11 protein-coding genes, 6 tRNA genes, 3 rRNA genes and 1 pseudogene are annotated in these 16,280 nt (G+C 59.4%); 5 read left to right on the top strand and 16 right to left on the bottom strand.

The window, feature by feature from the left end; translation table 11 throughout:
• Positions 1 to 144: 144 nt before the first annotated feature.
• The 9 genes and pseudogenes from WS64_RS35650 to WS64_RS34325 all read right to left on the bottom strand — a co-directional run bounded on the left by WS64_RS35650 (position 145) and on the right by WS64_RS34325 (position 3,292).
• Entirely contained in the window at positions 145 to 345 is a 201-nt protein-coding gene (locus WS64_RS35650; RefSeq protein WP_432206242.1) for a transcription termination/antitermination NusG family protein, read from the bottom strand.
• Positions 346 to 382: 37 nt separating this feature from the next.
• Positions 383 to 451 (bottom strand): annotated as a pseudogene (locus WS64_RS35645) (transcription termination/antitermination protein NusG); the annotation flags it as partial.
• A gap of 1 nt (position 452) precedes the next feature.
• On the bottom strand, positions 453 to 776 hold the full coding sequence (gene secE / locus WS64_RS16295) for a preprotein translocase subunit SecE (RefSeq protein ID WP_081103834.1): 324 nt from the start codon (positions 774 to 776) through the stop codon (positions 453 to 455).
• 98 nt (positions 777 to 874) lie between these two features.
• Positions 875 to 950 (bottom strand) — tRNA-Trp (locus WS64_RS16290).
• 59 nt (positions 951 to 1,009) lie between these two features.
• Positions 1,010 to 2,200 carry an elongation factor Tu gene (gene tuf, locus WS64_RS16285; RefSeq protein WP_034209732.1) on the bottom strand — a complete coding sequence of 397 codons (1,191 nt, stop codon included), beginning with the start codon at positions 2,198 to 2,200 and terminating at the stop codon, positions 1,010 to 1,012.
• 66 nt (positions 2,201 to 2,266) lie between these two features.
• A tRNA-Thr gene (locus WS64_RS16280) sits at positions 2,267 to 2,341 on the bottom strand.
• A gap of 22 nt (positions 2,342 to 2,363) precedes the next feature.
• Positions 2,364 to 2,437: transfer RNA gene (locus WS64_RS16275), tRNA-Gly, on the bottom strand.
• Positions 2,438 to 2,480: 43 nt separating this feature from the next.
• Positions 2,481 to 2,566 (bottom strand) — tRNA-Tyr (locus tag WS64_RS16270).
• Positions 2,567 to 3,013: 447 nt separating this feature from the next.
• Positions 3,014 to 3,292: a hypothetical protein gene (locus WS64_RS34325; RefSeq protein WP_155720378.1), complete on the bottom strand. Its 279-nt coding sequence runs from the start codon at positions 3,290 to 3,292 to the stop codon at positions 3,014 to 3,016.
• Between the two features lie 394 nt (positions 3,293 to 3,686).
• Between WS64_RS34325 and WS64_RS16260 the strand changes: the two genes are divergently transcribed.
• The gene (locus WS64_RS16260; protein WP_167351622.1) at positions 3,687 to 4,136 is read left to right on the top strand and encodes an integrase core domain-containing protein; all 450 of its coding nucleotides are present in this window, start codon (positions 3,687 to 3,689) and stop codon (positions 4,134 to 4,136) included.
• Positions 4,137 to 4,290: 154 nt separating this feature from the next.
• On the opposite strand, the gene rrf is transcribed toward WS64_RS16260, so the two are convergent.
• The 5 genes from rrf to WS64_RS16235 form a co-directional block, all read right to left on the bottom strand.
• Positions 4,291 to 4,403, bottom strand: a 5S ribosomal RNA gene (gene rrf, locus WS64_RS16255).
• Positions 4,404 to 4,631: 228 nt separating this feature from the next.
• A 23S ribosomal RNA gene (locus WS64_RS16250) occupies positions 4,632 to 7,512 on the bottom strand.
• Positions 7,513 to 7,857: 345 nt separating this feature from the next.
• Positions 7,858 to 7,933, bottom strand: a tRNA-Ala gene (locus WS64_RS16245).
• A 38-nt stretch (positions 7,934 to 7,971) separates the two neighbouring features.
• Positions 7,972 to 8,048: transfer RNA gene (locus WS64_RS16240), tRNA-Ile, on the bottom strand.
• 62 nt (positions 8,049 to 8,110) lie between these two features.
• Positions 8,111 to 9,643, bottom strand: a 16S ribosomal RNA gene (locus WS64_RS16235).
• Together the 16S, 23S and 5S rRNA genes with 2 tRNA genes alongside form the textbook arrangement of a ribosomal RNA operon.
• 561 nt (positions 9,644 to 10,204) lie before the next feature.
• Here WS64_RS16235 and WS64_RS16225 point away from each other — a divergent pair.
• From WS64_RS16225 to WS64_RS16210, 4 genes are all read left to right on the top strand, one after another.
• Positions 10,205 to 11,422 carry a DUF2863 family protein gene (locus tag WS64_RS16225; protein WP_059646647.1) on the top strand — a complete coding sequence of 406 codons (1,218 nt, stop codon included), beginning with the start codon at positions 10,205 to 10,207 and terminating at the stop codon, positions 11,420 to 11,422.
• A 211-nt stretch (positions 11,423 to 11,633) separates the two neighbouring features.
• Complete coding sequence (locus WS64_RS16220) at positions 11,634 to 12,470, top strand: response regulator transcription factor (protein ID WP_059583567.1); 837 nt, start codon at positions 11,634 to 11,636, stop codon at positions 12,468 to 12,470.
• Positions 12,471 to 12,546: 76 nt separating this feature from the next.
• On the top strand, positions 12,547 to 13,221 hold the full coding sequence (locus WS64_RS16215; protein ID WP_059646644.1) for an energy-coupling factor ABC transporter permease: 675 nt from the start codon (positions 12,547 to 12,549) through the stop codon (positions 13,219 to 13,221).
• 139 nt (positions 13,222 to 13,360) lie between these two features.
• Complete coding sequence (locus tag WS64_RS16210; protein ID WP_059646642.1) at positions 13,361 to 14,017, top strand: BspC domain-containing protein; 657 nt, start codon at positions 13,361 to 13,363, stop codon at positions 14,015 to 14,017.
• An 82-nt stretch (positions 14,018 to 14,099) separates the two neighbouring features.
• Here WS64_RS16210 and WS64_RS16205 read toward each other — a convergent pair whose 3' ends face one another.
• Both WS64_RS16205 and yaaA read right to left on the bottom strand, forming a co-directional pair.
• Positions 14,100 to 15,254, bottom strand: coding sequence for a M14 family metallopeptidase (locus WS64_RS16205; protein WP_060966859.1), 1,155 nt, complete (start codon positions 15,252 to 15,254; stop codon positions 14,100 to 14,102).
• Positions 15,255 to 15,440: 186 nt separating this feature from the next.
• Complete coding sequence (yaaA, locus tag WS64_RS16200; RefSeq protein ID WP_059646637.1) at positions 15,441 to 16,223, bottom strand: peroxide stress protein YaaA; 783 nt, start codon at positions 16,221 to 16,223, stop codon at positions 15,441 to 15,443.
• Positions 16,224 to 16,280: the final 57 nt, after the last annotated feature.

Raw genomic sequence — 16,280 nt, 5'->3', positions numbered from 1 at the left:
CCGTTGAAGTCCGTGAACGGGCCTTCCTTGACACGCCACCATCTCGCCGACTTCGAACAGGGTCTTCGCGCGGCTTTTCGACGCCTTTCCTGCATCTGCGACATGATCTTCTCGACTTCCTTCGGGGAAATCGGGGTCGGGCGGTTACGCGGCACCGCCGACGAAACCAGTGACCTTCGCGGTGTTCTTCACGAGGTGCCACGTTTCGTCCGTCATTTCCATTTCCACCAGCACGTAGCCAGGGAAGAAACGACGTTCGGTCACAGCCTTGTGGCCGCCTTTGACTTCGACCACTTCTTCGGTCGGAACCAGGATCTGACCGAATTTTGTCCTGCATGCCAGCACGTTCGATGCGCTCTTGAAGCGCGCGTTGCACGCTCTTCTCCATACCGGAGTAGGCGTGCACGACGTACCAACGCTTTCCGCTCGGGGATGCCGGAGTATCGCTCATATCATTTCCAACCCAGAATCGCCGAGAAAATCACCCATTCGATCGATTTGTCGCTCAACCAGAGGAAAATCGCCATCACGAGCACGAAACCGAACACGACGAGTGTGGTTTGCGTTGCTTCCTTGCGGGTGGGCCATACGACCTTCCGGACTTCCTTGTACGAATCCTTGGCAAACGCGATGAGGCTCTTGCCAGGGGCGGACATCAGCCCGACGGCCACGCCGGCGATGATACCTACCGCCAACGCGGCACCGCGGACATACCACTGCTGATTGGCCAGCCAGAAGAAGCCCACGAATCCGGCCAACACCAGCAATACGCCCAGGCCAGCATCAGCTTATCGCCGGAGGTATTTACAGTTTCGACGGATGGATTCGCCATAACACCTTAAAACAAATGCCACGTGGGACACGTGGCGATTTTTGGCAGGGGCAGAGGGAATCGAACCCCCAACCTTCGGTTTTGGAGACCGACGCTCTGCCAGTTGAGCTATACCCCTAAACCATGTTGGGGCCGGCTGCTGCCAGCCCCAAAACTGTCGATCAACGAATAACTGGCTTACTCGATGATCTTGGCGACGACGCCGGCGCCGACGGTACGGCCGCCTTCGCGGATCGCGAAGCGCAGACCTTCTTCCATCGCGATCGGAGCGATCAGCTTCACCGTGATCGACACGTTGTCGCCCGGCATCACCATTTCCTTGTCCTTCGGCAGCTCGATCGAGCCCGTCACGTCCGTCGTACGGAAGTAGAACTGCGGACGGTAGTTGTTGAAGAACGGCGTGTGACGGCCGCCTTCGTCCTTGCTCAGCACGTACACTTCAGCCGTGAAGTGCGTGTGCGGCGTGATCGAACCCGGCTTCGCCAGAACCTGGCCACGCTCCACGTCTTCACGCTTCGTGCCGCGCAGCAGGATACCCACGTTGTCGCCTGCCTGACCTTGGTCCAGCAGCTTGCGGAACATTTCCACGCCCGTGCAGGTCGTCTTCACCGTCGGCTTGATACCGACGATTTCGATTTCCTCTCCGACCTTGATGATGCCGCGCTCGACACGACCCGTCACCACCGTACCACGGCCCGAGATCGAGAACACGTCTTCCACCGGCATCAGGAACGCGCCGTCAACCGCACGCTCCGGCGTCGGGATGTACGTGTCCAGTGCGTCTGCCAGGTTCATGATCGCCACTTCGCCCAGCTCGCCCGTGTCGCCTTCCAGCGCCAGCTTCGCCGAACCCTTCACGATCGGCGTGTCGTCGCCCGGGAAGTCGTACTTCGACAGCAGTTCGCGAACTTCCATTTCGACCAGCTCGAGCAGTTCCGCGTCGTCCACCATGTCGCACTTGTTCAGGAACACGATGATGTACGGAACGCCAACCTGACGCGCCAGCAGGATGTGCTCACGCGTTTGCGGCATCGGGCCGTCTGCTGCCGAGCAAACCAGGATCGCGCCGTCCATCTGCGCCGCGCCCGTGATCATGTTCTTCACGTAGTCAGCGTGGCCCGGGCAGTCGACGTGTGCGTAGTGGCGGTTAGCCGTTTCGTACTCGACGTGTGCCGTGTTGATCGTGATGCCGCGCGCCTTTTCTTCCGGTGCCGCGTCGATCTGGTCGTACGCCTTCGCTTCGCCGCCGAACTTCTTCGTCAGAACCGTCGTGATCGCTGCCGTCAGCGTCGTCTTGCCATGGTCAACGTGACCAATCGTACCAACGTTCACGTGCGGCTTGGTCCGCTCAAACTTTTCCTTGGCCATTTTCAACTCCCAAAAGGAATTTCACAGGTTGCGCCGCGCGCAAACAAGACACTGACTTTTTACTGCTGGTGCCCATGGGCAGGATCGAACTGCCGACCTCTCCCTTACCAAGGGAGTGCTCTACCACTGAGCCACATGGGCGCTACGCTTCAACTTAGCGGTCTGGAGCGGGTGAAGGGAATCGAACCCTCGTCGTAAGCTTGGAAGGCTTCTGCTCTACCATTGAGCTACACCCGCACGGGCCACTAACGATTCCTTGCCGCTCACTGCGCTGATATCTTGGTGGAGGAGGTTGGATTCGAACCAACGTAGGCGTAAGCCAACAGATTTACAGTCTGCCCCCTTTAGCCACTCGGGCACCCCTCCGTAGAGAACTGACGATTATGGGGGTGCATCGCACTCCTGTCAAGCATATCCGGAAGATTATTTTCACGTTCTTCCCGACCTCTGCTTCCCGCCGATCGCCGCCCTTGCCCGGCTAAGGCAAGCGCGAGATGTTGCCGACCGGCACCACATCTTCGTCAGACTCCGCCTTCAGCGCCGATCTGCATCTGCGCTAAAAACGAAAGACCGCCATCATACGGCCTCTTTCGCACAATGCCAAGCGGGTAAGCACAAAATTTCGGCAAATTTCGTGCCGGGCGGGGTACCCGGCGCGGTCGCCCGCTGTTCGCGGAGGCCCGGAGGGGCGTTCAGCGGAAAATAGGGACTTACAGGCGACCTTGGGCCGCTCTGGCTTCCTCGTCAGGGGCGGCCTGTGGGACAGAGCTTTTCGCCTCCTCTAGGAGGCAGCAGGCCAACGTCAGCATCTGGTCATGCTGACCGCTGCGAATCGTCGGTATTACGCGAAATCGCAACCGCTCGTGCGCGGCCATCCACCAGAACCAGATTGGGGCGCCGTCCTCGTTGTCGCAATTGCTCGAGCAGACGCGCCACGTGAACATCCACCAGCGAGAAGTCGACCTCGATGTGCGGAAACCGCCGGTTCCACGTATCGATAATGGCCAACATTCGAATACGTCGACCACGCACCAGCGCGTCAGCAACGAAGTCCACCGCCCGGCTTTTGTCGATGCCATTGGGTGTCGGCATGACCGCGCCAATGACTCGGACGCTTCTTTCGCCGTTTCAGGCGAAGCGATAGACCCTCTCGGCGCAGCAAGACGTGCGGGCGAGGCGAGCCAAACCGTGGCCGCTGCTGCGCCAGTTCGCATTGTCGTTGCCGCACTTGCTGGTCGGTGTGGCGGGGCCGGCCGCCGCAACGTCCGGCGATTCAGGCGAATAAACGTGCACGCGTGCTTCGCCAGCCACAAGCCATCCGGCGCCCGTACAGCAAGGCGGGACTGGGCGTGCGCAAGCGGCGACGCAAGCGTATTGCGGCCGTCGAGCGCACGCCGCTGCCGTTACCAACAGGCCCGGATCAGAGTTGGTCGATGGACCGCGTTTCCGGCAGGCTGGTCTATGGCCCCGGTTTCGATGCCAGAACGTGGTTGACGACTATACGCGCGAGTGCCTGGCCATCGAAGTTGATACTTTGCTCCCGGGCTTACGAGCGCAGCAAGTGCTCGAGCGGCCCAAGGAGATGCGACGCGTGCCCACACCCATCACGGTCGACAACGGACCGGAGTCCGCTGATAAGGTTCTGGGTGCATGGGCCTACGAAGCGGGCGTTACGCCGTCGTTCATTCGACCTGGCAAGCCGGTGGAGAATGCCGACATCGAGAGCTTCAACAGGCGGTTCCGAAATGAATGCCTGAGCGAACACCGGTTCGCCTCAATGCGCCACGCCAAGCGGCTGATTGAGGAATTGTGTATCGAGTACAGCACCGAGCTGGCTCATAGCTCGCTCGGCTATCTCACGCCGGCGCAGTTCGCCCGGGCGCACGACGAAAAGCAGCAGTTTTTAACCTCGGACTCTAACTGCAGTCCGGACTGAAACCGGACAGGTCCGCAGGAGCGCAGGAGCGCAGGAGCGCAGGAGCGCAGGAGCGCAGGAGCGCAGATGGAACGGGTGCGGCCCGAAGCATGCCTTTCGGGATGCCGAAATGCAAAAACCCCCGCCTTTCGGGCGGGGGTTCTTGGCTTAGGGAGCCTGACGATTACCTACTTTCACACGGGAATCCGCACTATCATCGGCGTGGAGTCGTTTCACGGTCCTGTTCGGGATGGGAAGGGGTGGGACCGACTCGCTATGGTCATCAGGCAAAGGGGGTTGTTCTGCTGGCGTGGCCAACAGAACCAATCTTGGAAGAAGCAGTAATTAGGTTGTGTGTATCACACACGAGAATCCAACATGTCTCGTCTTGCTACGCAGGTCACCGGCACTTCAACCGGCGCGCCGCATCGATCAGCTTCGCTGCTCGACGCTCTGCGTGGGATGCTCGTAAGTGCTGAAGCACTAACGATCATCGACACAAGGCAGACTTGTTATAGGATCAAGCCTTACGGGCAATTAGTATCGGTTAGCTGAACGCATTACTGCGCTTACACACCCGACCTATCAACGTCCTGGTCTCGAACGACCCTTCAAGGAGGTCAAGCCTCCAGGGATATCTCATCTTAAGGCGAGTTTCCCGCTTAGATGCTTTCAGCGGTTATCTCTTCCGAACATAGCTACCCGGCGATGCCACTGGCGTGACAACCGGTACACCAGAGGTTCGTCCACTCCGGTCCTCTCGTACTAGGAGCAGCCCCCTTCAAATATCCAACGCCCACGGCAGATAGGGACCAAACTGTCTCACGACGTTTTAAACCCAGCTCACGTACCTCTTTAAATGGCGAACAGCCATACCCTTGGGACCGGCTACAGCCCCAGGATGAGATGAGCCGACATCGAGGTGCCAAACACCGCCGTCGATATGAACTCTTGGGCGGTATCAGCCTGTTATCCCCAGAGTACCTTTTATCCGTTGAGCGATGGCCCTTCCATACAGAACCACCGGATCACTATGACCTGCTTTCGCACCTGCTCGACTTGTCGGTCTCGCAGTTAAGCACGCTTATGCCATTGCACTATCAGCACGATTTCCGACCGTACCTAGCGTACCTTCGTACTCCTCCGTTACGCTTTGGGAGGAGACCGCCCCAGTCAAACTGCCTACCATGCACTGTCCCCGACCCGGATCACGGGCCAAGGTTAGAACCTCAAACAAACCAGGGTGGTATTTCAAGGACGGCTCCACCGAAACTAGCGTTCCGGCTTCATAGCCTCCCACCTATCCTACACAGATCGGTTCAAAGTCCAATGCAAAGCTACAGTAAAGGTTCATGGGGTCTTTCCGTCTAGCCGCGGGTAGATTGCATCATCACAAACACTTCAACTTCGCTGAGTCTCGGGAGGAGACAGTGTGGCCATCGTTACGCCATTCGTGCAGGTCGGAACTTACCCGACAAGGAATTTCGCTACCTTAGGACCGTTATAGTTACGGCCGCCGTTTACCGGGACTTCAATCAAGAGCTTGCACCCCATCATTTAATCTTCCGGCACCGGGCAGGCGTCACACCCTATACGTCCACTTTCGTGTTTGCAGAGTGCTGTGTTTTTATTAAACAGTCGCAGCCACCAGTTTATTGCAACCCCTTCACCCTCCTGGCGCAGGCCAGTCAAGCTACAAGGGCGTACCTTATCCCGAAGTTACGGTACCAATTTGCCGAGTTCCTTCTCCCGAGTTCTCTCAAGCGCCTTAGAATACTCATCTCGCCCACCTGTGTCGGTTTGCGGTACGGTCATCGTTAGACTGAAGCTTAGAGGCTTTTCTTGGAACCACTTCCAATTGCTTCGCTCCCGAAGGAGCTCGCGCCACACCCTTGAATCCCGCGCCCGGATTTGCCTAAGCGCCTTCTCCAATGCAGCGACCGGGACGTCCAACACCCGGACAACCTTCCGCGATCCGTCCCCCCATCGCATCTAACAATGGTGCAGGAATATTGACCTGCTTCCCATCAGCTACGCATTTCTGCCTCGCCTTAGGGGCCGACTCACCCTACGCCGATGAACGTTGCGTAGGAAACCTTGGGCTTACGGCGAGGGGGCCTTTCACCCCCTTTATCGCTACTCATGTCAGCATTCGCACTTCCGATACCTCCAGCACCCTTTACAAGGCACCTTCGCAGGCTTACGGAACGCTCTCCTACCATGCGAGCAAGCTCGCATCCGCAGCTTCGGTATATAGCTTAGCCCCGTTACATCTTCCGCGCAGGACGACTCGATCAGTGAGCTATTACGCTTTCTTTAAAGGGTGGCTGCTTCTAAGCCAACCTCCTGACTGTTTTAGCCTTCCCACTTCGTTTCCCACTTAGCTATATTTGGGGACCTTAGCTGGCGGTCTGGGTTGTTTCCCTCTTGACACCGGACGTTAGCACCCGATGTCTGTCTCCCGTGATTGCACTCTTCGGTATTCGGAGTTTGCTATGGCGGGGTAATCTGCAATAGACCCCCCAACCATGACAGTGCTCTACCCCCGAAGGTGAGACACGAGGCACTACCTAAATAGTTTTCGGAGAGAACCAGCTATTTCCAGGTTTGTTTAGCCTTTCACCCCTATCCACAGCTCATCCCCTAACTTTTCAACGTTAGTGGGTTCGGACCTCCAGTACGTGTTACCGCACCTTCATCCTGGCCATGGATAGATCACCTGGTTTCGGGTCTACGCCCAGCAACTGAACGCCCTATTCGGACTCGCTTTCGCTACGCCTGCCCTATACGGTTAAGCTTGCTACTGAACGTAAGTCGCTGACCCATTATACAAAAGGTACGCCGTCACCCCTTGCGAGGCTCCGACTGTTTGTATGCATGCGGTTTCAGGATCTATTTCACTCCCCTCCCGGGGTTCTTTTCGCCTTTCCCTCACGGTACTGGTTCACTATCGGTCGATCACGAGTATTTAGCCTTGGAGGATGGTCCCCCCATCTTCAGACAGGATTTCACGTGTCCCGCCCTACTTGTCGCACACCTAGTTCTTTCATACTGTTTTCGCCTACAGGGCTATCACCTGCTATGGCCGCACTTTCCAGAGCGTTCGGCTAACAATACAAATAAAGAGTGCAAGGCTCATCCCATTTCGCTCGCCACTACTTTGGGAATCTCGGTTGATTTCTTTTCCTGCGGTTACTTAGATGTTTCAGTTCACCGCGTTCGCTTCACATGGCCTATGTATTCAGCCATGGATACTCCATAAGGAGTGGGTTTCCCCATTCGGACATCTACGGATCAAAGCTCGTTTGCCAGCTCCCCGTAGCTTTTCGCAGGCTACCGCGTCCTTCATCGCCTGTGATCGCCAAGGCATCCACCACATGCACTTGTTCGCTTGACCCTATAACGAGTCTGTCTCATGTCGGCCATCGTTAGCGCTTTAGCGCTTACGAGGGCCCCATCCCCGCATGGGGGACGACAGCCGCTACAGGTTGAGTTCTCGCGTTGTGCCGTATTCCAAAATCGAGCCGAACAATGAAGTTCGAATCATCTTGAGATACATCGATACAATCACAACCCGGATAGCTTCCACGTCCATCTCAAAGACGCTTCCGCTATCCAAATTACTTACTTCTTCCAGATTGTTAAAGAACGACAGCCGATACTTTCGTACCGCTCTGACTGGCTCAATCGCCAATGACAAAGACTCGAACCACGCTTCGTTCGAACGCTTGTCATTGAAGATTGGTGGAGGCAGACGGGATCGAACCGACGACCCCCTGCTTGCAAAGCAGGTGCTCTCCCAGCTGAGCTATGCCCCCATGAGTACAGATTCCCTCAGGTACCTACCGCCAGACAATGGTGGGTCTGGTTGGATTCGAACCAACGACCCCCGCCTTATCAAGACGGTGCTCTAACCGACTGAGCTACAGACCCCTGAGTCTGTCTTTAATTTACAGCCGATAAGCGTGAGCGCTCAACTACGCGAGAAGCTCTGGAAAGGAGGTGATCCAGCCGCACCTTCCGATACGGCTACCTTGTTACGACTTCACCCCAGTCATGAATCCTACCGTGGTGACCGTCCTCCTTGCGGTTAGACTAGCCACTTCTGGTAAAACCCACTCCCATGGTGTGACGGGCGGTGTGTACAAGACCCGGGAACGTATTCACCGCGGCATGCTGATCCGCGATTACTAGCGATTCCAGCTTCATGCACTCGAGTTGCAGAGTGCAATCCGGACTACGATCGGTTTTCTGGGATTAGCTCCCCCTCGCGGGTTGGCAACCCTCTGTTCCGACCATTGTATGACGTGTGAAGCCCTACCCATAAGGGCCATGAGGACTTGACGTCATCCCCACCTTCCTCCGGTTTGTCACCGGCAGTCTCCTTAGAGTGCTCTTGCGTAGCAACTAAGGACAAGGGTTGCGCTCGTTGCGGGACTTAACCCAACATCTCACGACACGAGCTGACGACAGCCATGCAGCACCTGTGCGCCGGTTCTCTTTCGAGCACTCCCGCCTCTCAGCAGGATTCCGACCATGTCAAGGGTAGGTAAGGTTTTTCGCGTTGCATCGAATTAATCCACATCATCCACCGCTTGTGCGGGTCCCCGTCAATTCCTTTGAGTTTTAATCTTGCGACCGTACTCCCCAGGCGGTCAACTTCACGCGTTAGCTACGTTACTAAGGAAATGAATCCCCAACAACTAGTTGACATCGTTTAGGGCGTGGACTACCAGGGTATCTAATCCTGTTTGCTCCCCACGCTTTCGTGCATGAGCGTCAGTATTGGCCCAGGGGGCTGCCTTCGCCATCGGTATTCCTCCACATCTCTACGCATTTCACTGCTACACGTGGAATTCTACCCCCCTCTGCCATACTCTAGCCTGCCAGTCACCAATGCAGTTCCCAGGTTGAGCCCGGGGATTTCACATCGGTCTTAGCAAACCGCCTGCGCACGCTTTACGCCCAGTAATTCCGATTAACGCTTGCACCCTACGTATTACCGCGGCTGCTGGCACGTAGTTAGCCGGTGCTTATTCTTCCGGTACCGTCATCCCCCGACTGTATTAGAGCCAGGGATTTCTTTCCGGACAAAAGTGCTTTACAACCCGAAGGCCTTCTTCACACACGCGGCATTGCTGGATCAGGCTTTCGCCCATTGTCCAAAATTCCCCACTGCTGCCTCCCGTAGGAGTCTGGGCCGTGTCTCAGTCCCAGTGTGGCTGGTCGTCCTCTCAGACCAGCTACTGATCGTCGCCTTGGTAGGCCTTTACCCCACCAACTAGCTAATCAGCCATCGGCCAACCCTATAGCGCGAGGCCCGAAGGTCCCCCGCTTTCATCCATGGATCGTATGCGGTATTAATCCGGCTTTCGCCGGGCTATCCCCCACTACAGGACATGTTCCGATGTATTACTCACCCGTTCGCCACTCGCCACCAGGTGCAAGCACCCGTGCTGCCGTTCGACTTGCATGTGTAAGGCATGCCGCCAGCGTTCAATCTGAGCCAGGATCAAACTCTTCAGTTCAAACCTGTTACTGTTTTCGGTTCCGTTAAGAACCGGTCGCTCACTCAAAGCTGACAGGAATATGAATCACTTCATAAACCTGACTTACTTTAGTGTGAGACTCTTGATACTTTCGCTATCTGATCCGAGGATCAGCTCGCTTTCATCAAGCGCCCACACTTATCGGCTGTTAATTTTTAAAGAGCGTTTCTGCGAGGAACTCCGTGTTTCCCGGCAGCGCTGCGTTTTCAGCAGCAGAGAAGCGAGATTATGAACCGTGTTTCGCAGCTCGTCAACAACTTTCTGAACGACTTCGTTGCGACTGCGGGCCCAACTTCCTGCGCCGCCGCGGTTCGTTACCACCGAACCCCAACAGTACCGCTTCCCTCTCTCCCGCACCGCGTTTCCGGTAGCGCGAAAGAGGCGTGATTCTAAGCAGCTCGCGGCATTCGCGCAAGGGGCTTGAAGCAACTTTCTTACGCAATTCGGCCGTCCGGCCATGCGTCGGCACCAGACCGCTTATGGTGCAAAGAACGGACTAGAATGTGAGGTTCTTCGCCTCTTTCTATATACGTCTTTAATATGCGCCAGCGAATCGCCAAACGCCTTCCCCCCGATGCCGACAAACTGGTCGGTCTGTCACTTGCGCTCTTCGCGTCGGGCAGCCGCATCGAGGATCGCTTCTGGGAAGCGAAGCTCGATGCGCTGCTCGCCAAGATTGTCCGCAACGGCAATCAGACGACGCTCGATGCCGCGCTCGACCATCTTCAACAGAATCATCCCGACGCCTACGGCGCGCTCGCCGACATGGCCGAGACGCACAGCGAGTCGATGGTGATCGAACACGACGGCCAACCGTACGATGCGCTGCTGGTCGCCGTCCCGGTTCTCGCCTGGACGCGCTACATGATTCCGTCCGGTCCGCTCAAGGGCGACGTTGCCGACGCACTGCGAACGCACCTGCAGGCGCACGTGCTGGCGAACGGCACGCTCGTCGGGCTCGCCCCGTTCCTCTACAGCATCGACCAGTTGCCGCGACACCATGTGGAAACCTACCGGCTCGCCCAGCAGCTCGCACATGCGGCGATCGGCCAGCACACCCCGAAGCTGAGCTTCGGCGACCTGCCGGAAACTTCGCCGATCCTGGCCGATCCGCGCTTCCTGCTGGCGGTCGTTGCCGCGCCTGCCGGCTCGCCGCTGTTCCGCTGGCAGGAAGAAGAAAACGGCAGCCGTATCGAGCGTGGTCAGTGCCTCGAACAATGGGCCGCACAGGGCGGCCCGAACCTGTCGATCGCGCTGCCTGGCTGCGAATTCGAATGCCTGCTTCCGGACGCGTACTACTCGGCCTGCCGCGATGCGGACGAACGCGTGCGTCCGCACACCGTCCGAACGGCCATTCGTTATCTATTCGACACACTTGGTGCAGCGCCGCAAGAGTTGCGCGCGGTGGTCGCCGGCTTCGGCGAACGTCGCATCGACGAGTATCGCGTCGGCTTCACGCGGCGTGCCAGCAACGACGTGATCTATGGTGTCGTGTGGCCGCTCTACGGCCGTGAAAACGGCGACGTATCGATCGACAGCGCGACGCTCGAGGGCGAAGCGCCGATCGAAGGACCGCTCGAGGAAATCGTGAGCCTGCTGAAAGAATGCGGCGTAACCGACGTCCGGCGGCACGCGGGCCGTTTCGAACCCGAATACTGCGACGACTGCGGCGTACCGCTTTACGCCGATCCGCTCGGTGAAATCGTCCATGCCGAAATGCCGGAAGACGCGTCGCCCGCCCAACCGCACTTTCACTGATCCACCCCGCAGGCCCCGACAGCCTGTCCCGCCCAGAGCCGCTTCCGGTGACCACCGGAGCGGCTTTTTTCTTGTCCGCTGCCCCGCCGCCCAAAATTTCGAACTTTTCCTAAGCCTTTCAGCCAAGCAGACATCGTGTAAGGTCTTTGTCATGATCGGGGCCAGCTTATACCCAACGGCAAATCAATGACTCACCTTATGGAGGTTGAATATGCGGTTCTTGGTACTTAACTCAGACGCCGAACGGCGTGACGGACTGAAGACCCTGTTGCGGCAGATCGACCGGCACGCCAGCATCAACGATGCGCCTGACGGTTTCCAGGCACGCCGGCTGCTGCGCACCCAGCGTTTCGACCTCGTCGCGATCGACTGGCTGGACGTGGGCCGGCTCAGCGAGCTTCAGGCGCTCGGCAACGCATGCTCGCCGACACCGGTCGCCGTTCTGGTCGACGACATCTCGCCCGAAGCCATCCAGCGCTTCTTCAATTACGGCGTCGCGGGCGTCATCCCGCATTCCACGCGGCCGCACCTGATCGTGCGTGCGCTCGAGATCGTACTGCTGGGCGGACACTACATTCCGCCGATCGCCCTCAGCCTGCTGCCGTCAACGGCAATGGCGCGTCACGACGCCCATTTCCAGACGCTCGCCGGCTCGCTTCCACGGCGCCCGCCGAGCGGCCTCCTGTCGCCGCGCCAAGCACAGATCATGCGGTTCGTCCACATGGGCAGCACGAACAAGATGATCGCCCGTACGCTCGGCATCAGCGAAGGCACCGTGAAGATCCACCTCGCGAGCATCTTCCAGCAGCTCGGCGCCGCTAACCGCGCCGCCGCGGTCGCGATCTACAACGGCTGGCTGTCGCCCCATCTCGAGGTACTGCTGGCGAACCGCAATCGCGCCCGCAAGCTGGCCATCGGCGAACACGGCCCGGCTCCGCTGCGGACACAACGGCATGACCGCCCGTACCCGTTGCCTATCGCCAACGCCGGCACGCAGGACCTGCCGCTCGCCGCCGAGCCGCCGGCACGGTTCCGGCGCGGACGCTAGGCCAACAGTCTCGATATTGCGACGGTCGGGCATGTGCAGGCTCCCACCTTTGATGCTCAACGAGTAATATGGACGCATGGGTTTTCTTTTCACACCGCTTCCGCTCTGGGTTGGCATCGGTGGCTGGATCGCCGCCGTGGCCCTGCTCGCGCTCGCGATGTGGAATCGCCCGTTCGTACGCCTGCAGGACGCCACGCTTCAGCACGTGTGGCTCGCGCTCGTCACTGCGATCACGGTCCTGTGGGCCTCGAACGCATGGCTCGAAGATGGCATCGTCATGCATCTGCTTGGCGCAACGCTGCTCGTCACGCTGTTCGACTGGACACTCGCACTGGTCGCGATGGGCGCCGTCACGGCGATAGCCGCAGTCATATTCGACGCGCCGTGGCAAGGCGTCGGCCTGACCTATCTGGTCTACGGTGCGCTGCCTGTCGGCGTGTCGGCGTTGCTGCAACGCGCCGCGCTTGCCTGGCTGCCGCACAACCTCGCGTCGTTCATCACCGGACAGGGCTTCCTGTCGCCGGCCATCGCGATCGTCGCGGTCGCCGCCGCGGCGGCCGGTGTTCAGCTCGCGCTCGCGGACGGCGTGCCCGTCGTGATTCCGGCCGGCTATCTGCTGAACACCGCGCTGCTCGCGCTCGGCGAAGCATGGTTCACCGGTATGGCAACGGCACTCATCGCCGTCTATCGCCCTGCGTGGGTCACGACCTTCGACGTCCGGCGCTACCGCCTCGGCGGCCCGCGCGCCTGAATTTTCTCCGGATCGGCTCGACGCATCTGCGTGCCGGGGCACTTTCCGCGGCGCACGCCGAGTACGTCGCCTACTGCCGCACAACTTTTTTACGCTAAGATTGAACTCCTGTTCTTCATCGGGCCTCTATACGTGCCCGATGTCTCCTTCGCTCCTCACCAATAACCAGATGGACAGCTCACCTGCCTCGCTCCGGATTTTCCGGGCGCTCGGCAAGCTGGCAGCCTGTATCGCGGGCCTGTCGCTTGCGCTTCCCGCTCCGGTATTTGCCGACCTGCTCGACCAGCGCTCCGAACTGATCAACAAATTCGTCAACGAGATGCATGCCGATCCGCTCGCCGCGGATTGTGCGGCGCACGGCAGCTTCATCGCCAGCACATCGACGGCGTTCGACCGCGTGGACTTCGCGCCGAACGCATTCGACAGCGGCAACGCGACGATCACGCCGTGGAACGACTCGTTCGACCAGGGCAAGCAGCGCGTGAAAGTCGACAACATCGTCACCGTCGACGGGCTCGGCATCCACAGCAACGGCAGCGATCCGACGCCGCTGAAGTTTCGCTGCGGCTATGTCGGCCAGCAAATGCTTGCGTTCAGCTGGAACGACCCGGTTCCGCCGCTGAAGCCGCGCGTCGAGCGCTCGTCGTCCTCGACGAAGAAGTTCAAGGGCAAGTCGCACCGCGGCAAAGCCAAGGCGAAGGCATCGGGCCGCACCGGCAGCAAGAAGGCCGTCGCAACGAAGAAATCAGCCGGCCAAAAGAAAGCCGTGAAGAAGAAAACCGCGAAGAAATCCTGATACGACGGAGCGGCAACGACAGCAGCAAAAAGCCGGCGCATCTCGCGATGCACCGGCTTTTTTCATGCGACGACGGCAGCGCCTACGCGAACGTGTCGACGTGCACGAGGATCGCGGCGAGCATCGCCGCGCCGAGCGCCGCGCTGCGCTCGCCGTTCCAGCCGACGCGCTCGTCGGGAAGGTTCGCGTTGTCCTTGAACGGCATTTCGAGCGTCAACGACAGGCAGCCGAACTGGTGGCCGATGTACTTCGACGCGAGCTTCAGCGCATCTTCCTTGTACTTGCTCGCCGCGTAGCCATGCTCGGTCTGGAAGTCCGGGCTCGCGACCTTGAACGCTTCGATGAACGCGGCCTGCTCCTTGCCCTGCTGCTCGGTAAAGCTCGGCAGCATCTCCGAGCCGGCGACGAACACGTACGGCAGATCCTCGTCGCCGTGAATGTCGAAGAACATGTCGCAGCCGATCGCGTGGATCGCGTCGCGCACGGCCAGCACTTCGGGGCTGCGCTCGGCATCGGGCGCCATCCACTCGCGGTTCAGGTTCGCGCCGGCCGCATTGGTGCGCAGGTTACCGTGCACGCTGCCGTCCGGATTCATGTTCGGCACGATGTAGAACGTCACGCGATCGTAGAGCTTGCGCGCAACCGGATCGCCGGCCCAGTCGCCCCATCCGGCCAGCCGTTTGACCAGCCCTTCGACGAACCACTCGGCCATCGACTCGCCCGGATGCTGGCGCGCGATGATCCACACCTTCTTCTTCGGCGCGCCGTCGAGCTCGGGCGTGCCGAGCGTCAGCAGCGACATCGGACGGCCTTCGACCGTGCGGCCGAGTTCGACGACGCTCGCCTGAGGCAACTGCTGGACCGCGCCGAGAAACGCCGCGTGACGCTCTTCCGAGTACGGTTCGAAATACGCGTAGTAGATGCTGTCGAACTCCGGCGTATGGTCGATGGTCATCGTCTTGCCGTCGAACGTCGTCGGCACGCGGAACCAGTCGACGCGGTCATAGCTCGCCACCGCGTGGTAGTTGCGCCAGCCCGACGGATACGCGCATTCGGCTGCGTTCTCGAACGTCATCACGCATCGCTCGCCGCGCGCGCCCGTCAAGCGGTAGTAGAACCATTGCGCGAATTCCGAACGATTGTCGCCGCGCACGCGCAGCCGGATTGCGTCGGGGCGGTCGCACGACACGACGTCGATTGCGCCTGCGTCGAAATTACTGGTGATCGAAAGTGCCATCTTTCTCTCCTGTGTCGACTGGCGTTAGCGCTTTAGCGCTTACGCCAGTCCCATGCAAAGCTGTCGACCGGCGTTAACGCTTCAGCGCTTACGCCAGCCCCATGCGAGGCTGTCGACCGAAGCAGGCGGTGTACCGCCCGTCCGGCCTCAAGCATGCGCCGACCGTCTCGCGAACGGCCGGCAGGGTCACTCGCCGATGCGCCGGCGATATACGTAAGTCGAATCGTTCGACGCAGCCGCATCGAACGCATAGCCTTCGGTGGCGAATTCCTTCAGCGCCTTCGGGTCGGCGATACGGTTTTCGACGACAAACCGCGCCATCAGGCCGCGCGCGCGTTTCGCATGAAAACTGATGATCTTGTAGCGGCCGCCCTTCCAGTCCTCGAATACCGGCGTGATGACCGGTGCGGCCAGCAGCTTCGGCTTGACCGACTTGAAGTATTCGGTCGACGCGCAGTTGACGAGCACGCGCGCCGCGCCGCTGCGCGTCTCGAGTTGCTCGTTCAGCGCCCGCGTGATGCGATCGCCCCAGAACGCATACAGATCCTTGCCGCGCGCGTTCGCGAACCGCGTGCCCATCTCGAGCCGGTACGGCTGCAGCAGGTCGAGCGGACGCAGCAGCCCGTACAGGCCCGACAGCACGCGCACGTGATGCTGCGCATAGTCGAGATCGGCGGACGACAGCGATTTCGCGTCGAAACCCTCGTAGACGTCGCCGTTGAACGCCAGGACCGCCTGCTTCGCGTTGGCCGGCGTGAAGGTCGGCGACCAGTCGGCGTAGCGCTGGAAATTCAGGCGCGCGAGCGGATCGGAAATATCCATCAGCGTCGCGATGTCCTGCGGCGACAGCTTGCGCAGGCCGTCGATCAACTCCGACGCGTCGTCGACGAATGCAGGCTTCGTGTAAGACTGGACGTGTGCGGGCGTGTCGTAGTCGAGGGATTTGGCGGGAGAGAGAACGATTATCATAGAGGCTCGCTGGCACGCCGTGCCTTGCGGTCAGACGAAAACCACCGATTGTAACGA

The sequence above is a fragment of the Burkholderia anthina genome (assembly GCF_001547525.1).
Lineage (GTDB): Bacteria > Pseudomonadota > Gammaproteobacteria > Burkholderiales > Burkholderiaceae > Burkholderia > Burkholderia semiarida.
The sequence above is the reverse complement of the archived record's forward strand: the minus strand, read 5'-3'. Positions and strand labels throughout refer to the sequence as shown.

What these genes read in the sequence shown, in the direction of transcription:
- yaaA (WP_059646637.1), bottom strand. Translation starts at nt 16,223, where the DNA reads ATGATAATCGTTCTCTCTCCCGCCAAATCCCTCGACTACGACACGCCC.
- WS64_RS16210 (WP_059646642.1), top strand. Translation starts at nt 13,361, where the DNA reads ATGTCTCCTTCGCTCCTCACCAATAACCAGATGGACAGCTCACCTGCC.
- tuf (WP_034209732.1), bottom strand. Translation starts at nt 2,200, where the DNA reads ATGGCCAAGGAAAAGTTTGAGCGGACCAAGCCGCACGTGAACGTTGGT.
- WS64_RS34325 (WP_155720378.1), bottom strand. Translation starts at nt 3,292, where the DNA reads ATGCCGACACCCAATGGCATCGACAAAAGCCGGGCGGTGGACTTCGTT.
- WS64_RS16225 (WP_059646647.1), top strand. Translation starts at nt 10,205, where the DNA reads ATGCGCCAGCGAATCGCCAAACGCCTTCCCCCCGATGCCGACAAACTG.
- WS64_RS16215 (WP_059646644.1), top strand. Translation starts at nt 12,547, where the DNA reads ATGGGTTTTCTTTTCACACCGCTTCCGCTCTGGGTTGGCATCGGTGGC.
- WS64_RS16220 (WP_059583567.1), top strand. Translation starts at nt 11,634, where the DNA reads ATGCGGTTCTTGGTACTTAACTCAGACGCCGAACGGCGTGACGGACTG.
- WS64_RS16205 (WP_060966859.1), bottom strand. Translation starts at nt 15,254, where the DNA reads ATGGCACTTTCGATCACCAGTAATTTCGACGCAGGCGCAATCGACGTC.